Raw genomic sequence first — 6,524 nt, forward strand, 5'->3', positions numbered from 1 at the left:
CAGTCAGTCCTTAACTATAGTGGTATTGCGGTAATAGTGTTGCAAAATCTGTTTGTAATCATACCCTTCATCCGCCATGCCCTTTGCTCCCCATTGAGAGAGGCCCAATCCATGGCCATTGCCCTTGCCTACAAAACGAAATCCCTGGCCGCTCTCCAAAGCGCGGGATTTACCGGCTCCGTTCATAATAATCATGCCGGCTGCTGCCGGTCGCTTCGCCTGATCTGCACCAAGAATGGTCAGCGGCGTAGAGCTTGAAGCGGAAGCAGCGCCGTTTGCGCCCAATACAGTATAACTGCCGGTTGGCTCAATATCAAACATTGTGCTTGGCAAGCCTCCCAGCGCCGAGCGGAACATATCCGGATAGCTGACCTTTAAAGCCTGACCGTTCAAGGTCAGCTCCGTCACTCTTCCGGAAGGCCCCCGACCTGTAACCTCCAACGATGTAATAACGGAAGGCAAAGATGTGGACGTCCTGCCCTTGAGACTTCCCAGCAGCTGCTCCGACGTAAAGGGTCCTCGCACCCAGTCGTAGCTGCCGGATTCAGAGACGATATCCAGAACGATGGCAGTCTGACCCGGATTCATTTGAGTCAATGGCTGCACTGAAGACTGAATCATCGGAAGTGGCCGGACGTTGGTGGAATTCGCCGTGACCGTCATCGTTTTCAAGCCGGACAGCGTGCTTCCCGTTTCCTTCACATTATCTTCACGCACGTATCCCGTCTGTCCGCTTGGCAGCAAAATGGCATACCATTTCTTCAGCGCTGCCTGCGCTGAAGCATCGCCCGGACTTTCTACCGCTGCGAAGAGATTGTTGCCGCTGTTCCACACCTCAGAAGGATCGGCCGTGACACCTCCGCTATTGGATGAAAAAACCGCTTCAACAATACTGCCGCCGCTCATCAGGACTTCCCCCGCTGTAGCGTTAACCGCTGCTGTCGTTCGTTCAGCCTCTGAGCTAATCCCGTTATAGGCTTGTGTCAATACGGTGTCTACAACATGCGCCACCTCAAATCGCAGCCCCTGATACAGGGCATAGCTTCGAGCAGCCACAGCCTGTGCCTTAAGCGCCTCCATAGACCAGCTGGAAGGAACCTCGGCTCCCACCACCGAGTACAAATATTGTTCAAACGGCACCGTATTTACGAGATACAGCTGCCCATTCTTGCTGCCGGCCTCCATGCTGCCGCGGTAGGTTCTTCCGGAACGCTCCTTGACGTTTATTCCAGCCCCTGTGCCAGCAAGCCACAGCTTGGAGCCGGGGCCTGATATCATGTAATGCACCATACTTTGCGGTGCAGCCGCATCCAGCCCTGCATCCTCCCGCAGGATCAGGCCAACGGGATGGTTTCCTGTCGGCACCATGGTGATAGCCGTCTTCGAGACCGAGCTCTGGAGCGCACTGAGCTCAGCTTCATTTACAGCCTCACCCGCCCAGGCTTCATAGCTCACACCTTCTCCGGCAGGAACGATAGCCTTAAATGCATCTACTCCATTATACTGCAGGGCACGTACCATCGCTTCTGCATCAGCTTCTGAAGCAAGAGGACCTGTCGTCAGGTGCATGCTGCCTTTTGCAGACGGAATTTGACCCTTGAGATACACTGCTGCAGCCAGTGCGGTTCTTGCCGCCGCTTCCTTGGCTGCCTGCTCTGAAGCATACATCCCTGTATACAGCTGGTAGACTTTTCCTTGCTCGGTATAGGAGCTGAACACTACAGGCTTATCAACGGTTGCCTGCAGCTTCTTTACGGCTTCCGCGATAACTGTCCAATCCTTGGATTCCATCACCTTAACACGGTAAGAATTGCTGCTAAGGCGAGTCTGCTCTCCGGCGTTAAGCGCAGCAGCCTGGATATTAGCATTAGGGGTAACAAAGGATGCTGTCAACGCCTCCTGCGAGCTGATCGTTACGGCCGGGACCGTTGATTTATATTTGCTCCCCAAATCCAGAAACAAGGCGACACGGATGCTGTCCATGCTGGCAGCCTGCACCTGTGCTTGAGGGGCTGCCGTCCAGACTGTACTCATGACTGCACCGGCCAGCATGATTCTTAGCGCAGCCTTCAGCGCTCTTACTTTCCAGTTACTCCTGCTCATTATCCCATGTCCTCCTTGAACTTTAACTATCTAGCGCCGATCCTGTGGATACGGAATACCGAGATGGCCGTAACCGGCCGGTGTGACCATTCTTCCCCGCGGCGTCCGCTGTAGAAATCCGATCTGCAGCAGATAAGGCTCATACACATCTTCAATGGTCTGGCTTTCTTCCCCGATCGTTGCAGCAATCGTATCCAGGCCTACCGGCCCTCCCCGGAAGCTGTGGATCATCGCATGAAGCATTTTGTGATCAATCATATCCAGCCCCATCGGATCCACCTGAAGCATCTTAAGCGCTTCTTGGGCCATGTCCGGTGTGATCATCCCGTCCCCGCGAACCTGGGCGTAATCCCGCACGCGCTTAAGCAAGCGGTTCGCAATCCTCGGTGTACCCCGGGAACGCAGCGCAATTTCGTTCGAGGCTTCTCCCACAATTTCTACATTTAATATATCGGCAGCCCGGGACACAATATAGCTAAGCTCATCCACAGTGTAGAATTCCAGTCTGCTGACTACGCCGAAACGGTCTCGAAGCGGAGCCGACAGGAGTCCAGCGCGTGTTGTGGCACCGATAAGCGTAAATGGAGGCAGGTCCAGCCGGACGGATCGCGCACTGGGACCCTTGCCAATCATAATATCCAGGGCAAAATCCTCCATCGCCGGATACAGCACCTCTTCTACCGTTCGGTGCAGCCGGTGAATCTCATCAATGAAGAGCACATCACCTTCCTGCAGATTGGTCAGCAGAGCCGCGAGATCCCCCGGGCGCTCAATGGCAGGTCCAGAGGTCGTTCGGAGACTTACGCCCAGCTCATTCGCAATAATATTAGATAATGTCGTTTTACCAAGCCCTGGGGGTCCGTACAGCAGTACATGATCCAGCGCTTCCTTGCGCATTTTGGCCGCCTCGATATAAATCTTGAGGTTCTCCTTCACTTGGTTCTGGCCAATGTATTCGGCGAGATAGCGAGGACGGAGACTGAGCTCGACCGCCTGGTCTTCCATCATTAGGTTTGCCGTGATGATTCGGTCATCCACCCTTCAACACTCCCTTCCTGTATGTGAAGCTTTAACCTGCATATAACAACTGGAGCGCTTTTTTCATGAGGACATCTACCGATGCCCCCTCTGCCTGAGCTTTAAGCTGCTGCCATACTTTATCCAGTTCCCCATCCGTGTAGCCCAGCGCCTTAAGGCCTTCTCGTGCCTCCGGCCAGTAGCCGGCTTCGCCCGCAGTCTCTTCAGGCATCGCAAACAGCCCGGTATTAACGACGGTCGATTGGAAGCCCTCAAGCTTGTCTTTCAAATCCAGAATCATGCGCTGGGCCGTCTTCTTTCCGATCCCTGGCAGCTTGATTAAGAAGGAGATGTTCTCTTGATAAATGGCAGACACCAGATGATCTGGCGACCCTCCACCCAAAATACCGAGCGCAACCCGTGGTCCAATCCCTGAGACCTCAATTAGCTTGCGAAACAGCCGCTGCTCTTCCCGAGTAGAAAAGCCATACAGCAGAATGGCATCCTCCCGCACATGATGGTGCGTAAACACCGTGACCTCGCCCTCCTGCTTCGCAAAGGCAAAGGGATTAGGGCAGAACACCCGATAGCCGACGCCATGGACGTCCAGCACAATATATTCATTTTCCAGATGAGCGACCTGGCCGCGTAAAAAATCAATCATTTTCGCAATACCTCATTCAATTTAGAATTCAACGTAGAGGAATGGGCATGGCAGATCGCCACCGCCAAAGCATCCGCGACATCGTCCGGCTTCGGGACAGTCTGAAGCTTGAGGAACATTCGGACCATTTCCTGAACCTGCTTCTTCTCGGCCTTACCATATCCGACAATCGCCTGCTTGACCTGCATCGGGGTATACTCTCCTATAGGCAGCCCGCGCTGGACTGCTGCCAGAATCAAGACGCCGCGAGCCTGTGAAACCGCCATCGCATTCGTGACATTCCGATTAAAAAACAGCTTCTCAAAAGCGACCGCATCCGGCTTATATTGATCAATCAGCTGAACCATGCCTTCATATACGTGATGCAAACGTTCCTCTTCAGGAGTATGCGCCTTCGTCTGGATGCTCCCATACTGCACCGGCGTCAGCTTGCTTCCGGCCTTATCTACAAATCCGAACCCGACAATAGCTATGCCAGGGTCTATTCCCATAATACGCAAACCTAACCTCTCCCTTGAAGCGAACATATGTATCGTTATTCCATTATAACAAAACTTACGCCCTGCGTTGAGGAAAACTTTGCTCATTTCAAGAACATTCTACATCGGCTATGACACAAAAAAAGATCCATCCTTTTCAGGATAGATCATCTATGGCATTCATTAATGTGCTTTCATACCATCCTCCGCTAAATCCCTGGCATAATCACTGAACGTAGACAGCACGCTGTTGTACTCCTCTATATCCTGTACCCGGATACCATGCTGCAGCTGCCTGACCACATCCACTGGCAATGACGACTCCATAGATCCAATATCAAGCTGGAAAAAGGTTTGGATTACCTTATCCTTCTCCGGTGGACCGTCAAAAAGCGTCAGGTTACCCTCCTGATCCACACTGATGTAAGCCTGTTCTTTACAAGAAGGAGATAAATCGTCGGCAACAGCCTCCTCCAGCCACACTTCACCCTCCGAATCAAAGCTGCCCCTCAAGGCCGGATTTTGATTCATCAGAGCGTAAATCCCATCAGCGCTATGCAGCCCTAGGCTTTTCTCCTCGACACCGCACACATAAACCGTTCTTAGATGCACCTGCATCTGGCCTTGATTCTCATTCAGTGTCTTCATGAATTGCTGCTGTTCTTCAACGAAATCTGCCTGCTGTTCTGCTTGCGGGTCGATCTGAAGCTGCAAAAGTGTTTCCAGAGCAATGGGAGCCGGGTGCGTGTCCTGTGTCAGCAGCTCCTTCATGCGCTCGGTCAGTTGATTTCCCGAAAAAGCCAGCAGACCAATTCCAATGAACAACGAGCAGGTCCATATCGCTCTTCTCCAGCGTTTCCAACGCTTTCTCCACAATTTTCGGATTTGAAAAATGTCCAAAGTAATCCCCTTCTGTCCGTTGTTTTTTTATAGTTTGACCGCAAAATCTGTCAAATATGCAACAGCGCAACAGAGGTATAGACAGAAAAAAACCGTACATCGACAAGATGTACAGTTCTTCTCTCACTTCAAAAATCGGGACGACACGATTTGAACATGCGACCCCCTGGTCCCAAACCAGGTGCTCTACCAAGCTGAGCTACGTCCCGAAAGCGATAGAAATATTATATCATAGCGCTCTATGGTGTGACAAGCATTTTGTTGATGAGATGAATTTAATAAAAATGTTTCTGATGTCGTTTATGATTACGATACAGCATTATTACCGGTATCATGGCTAACACCAAATATATGAGAATGAATCTATTCACAGGCAGCCACATTTGATGTTCCACCCAGCCCATCATGATAAAGATTAGACCAAGGCATACACTAGGTAAGGCCAATCCTCGTTGGTAAGAGGGAATGGCTTCAGCTCTAACATGGCCTTTCATTCGTGAGCTTCTAAGCTTATTCCATTTCAGAAAGTGGCCCACGCCTATACATATCCAGAACATTCCTAAAAAGATCTGCGCAAACATAACTCTGCCCCCTTCAGCAATACAGCTCATATACTATAACGGTACGCTCAGGTAAAGAGTTCGAAAATTCCTACAAAACAAAAAAACTTCCAATTGGAAGTTTGAGTTCATTAAATGGCGTCCCCTGAGAGATTCGAACTCCCGACCTTTTGATTCGTAGTCAAACGCTCTATCCAGCTGAGCTAAGGGGACTTATGGAGCGGACGACGGGAATCGAACCCGCGACCCTCGCCTTGGCAAGGCGATGCTCTACCGCTGAGCCACGTCCGCAAATAAAATATTGTGGTGAGCCATGAAGGACTCGAACCTTCGACACCCTGATTAAAAGTCAGGTGCTCTACCAACTGAGCTAATGGCTCATACAAGCAAAAAAAATACGGGAGCTTGTCCCAATAAATCTCACGGGATTCTCATCCCTGTTGCTATTCAAAGATGGCGGAACTGACGGGATACTCTCTTCGTTCGAGACTGCGAAGCTTATGCTTCCGAAGAGTATGCTCCGACGAACCCAATATCGGATTCTCATCCCTGGAGCTGTTCAAAGATGGCGGAACTGACGGGATTCGAACCCGCGATCTCCTGCGTGACAGGCAGGCATGTTAGGCCTCTACACCACAGTTCCATGAGGCATAATCGCTATGCGATATAATTGGTTGCGGGGGCAGGATTTGAACCTGCGGCCTTCGGGTTATGAGCCCGACGAGCTACCGAGCTGCTCCACCCCGCGTCATTAAATTATATGGTGGAGGCTGAGGGGATCGAACCCCCGACCCTCTGCTT

General features: G+C 51.4%; 5 protein-coding genes and 6 tRNA genes. All 11 read right to left on the reverse strand.

The annotated features are described in order from the left end of the window. Nucleotides 1-3: 3 nt before the first annotated feature. The 11 genes from JJQ72_RS05445 to JJQ72_RS05495 all read right to left on the reverse strand — a co-directional run bounded on the left by JJQ72_RS05445 (nt 4) and on the right by JJQ72_RS05495 (nt 6,471). Complete coding sequence (locus tag JJQ72_RS05445; protein ID WP_208202997.1) at nt 4-2,103, reverse strand: SpoIID/LytB domain-containing protein; 2,100 nt, start codon at nt 2,101-2,103, stop codon at nt 4-6. 30 nt (nt 2,104-2,133) lie between these two features. Beyond that, on the reverse strand, nt 2,134-3,141 hold the full coding sequence (gene ruvB / locus JJQ72_RS05450) for a Holliday junction branch migration DNA helicase RuvB (RefSeq protein ID WP_138225090.1): 1,008 nt from the start codon (nt 3,139-3,141) through the stop codon (nt 2,134-2,136). A 31-nt stretch (nt 3,142-3,172) separates the two neighbouring features. Continuing rightward, complete coding sequence (gene ruvA / locus JJQ72_RS05455) at nt 3,173-3,784, reverse strand: Holliday junction branch migration protein RuvA (RefSeq protein WP_138225089.1); 612 nt, start codon at nt 3,782-3,784, stop codon at nt 3,173-3,175. Beyond that, nucleotides 3,781-4,284 (reverse strand): crossover junction endodeoxyribonuclease RuvC, encoded by a 504-nt coding sequence (gene ruvC, locus JJQ72_RS05460; protein WP_138225088.1) that lies wholly within the window; start codon nt 4,282-4,284, stop codon nt 3,781-3,783. Before ruvC ends, ruvA begins: the two co-directional genes overlap by 4 nt. 162 nt (nt 4,285-4,446) lie before the next feature. Beyond that, nucleotides 4,447-5,163: a BofC C-terminal domain-containing protein gene (locus tag JJQ72_RS05465; protein ID WP_208202998.1), complete on the reverse strand. Its 717-nt coding sequence runs from the start codon at nt 5,161-5,163 to the stop codon at nt 4,447-4,449. 135 nt (nt 5,164-5,298) lie between these two features. Further along, nucleotides 5,299-5,372, reverse strand: a tRNA-Pro gene (locus tag JJQ72_RS05470). A gap of 487 nt (nt 5,373-5,859) precedes the next feature. Continuing rightward, nucleotides 5,860-5,936 (reverse strand) — tRNA-Arg (locus JJQ72_RS05475). A gap of 3 nt (nt 5,937-5,939) precedes the next feature. Continuing rightward, nucleotides 5,940-6,014: transfer RNA gene (locus JJQ72_RS05480), tRNA-Gly, on the reverse strand. A gap of 13 nt (nt 6,015-6,027) precedes the next feature. Continuing rightward, nucleotides 6,028-6,103, reverse strand: a tRNA-Lys gene (locus tag JJQ72_RS05485). A gap of 186 nt (nt 6,104-6,289) precedes the next feature. Next, nucleotides 6,290-6,366: transfer RNA gene (locus tag JJQ72_RS05490), tRNA-Asp, on the reverse strand. A 28-nt stretch (nt 6,367-6,394) separates the two neighbouring features. Next, a tRNA-Met gene (locus JJQ72_RS05495) sits at nt 6,395-6,471 on the reverse strand. Nucleotides 6,472-6,524 lie beyond the last annotated feature (53 nt).

Origin of the sequence: Paenibacillus sp. F411 (assembly GCF_017582705.1) — a bacterium.
Taxonomy (GTDB): domain Bacteria; phylum Bacillota; class Bacilli; order Paenibacillales; family Paenibacillaceae; genus Paenibacillus_AQ; species Paenibacillus_AQ algicola.

Bases quoted from the DNA above. Each gene is read 5' to 3' on its own strand.
- JJQ72_RS05445 (WP_208202997.1), bottom strand. From the start codon at position 2,103: ATGAGCAGGAGTAACTGGAAAGTAAGAGCGCTGAAGGCTGCGCTAAGA.
- ruvA (WP_138225089.1), bottom strand. From the start codon at position 3,784: ATGATTGATTTTTTACGCGGCCAGGTCGCTCATCTGGAAAATGAATAT.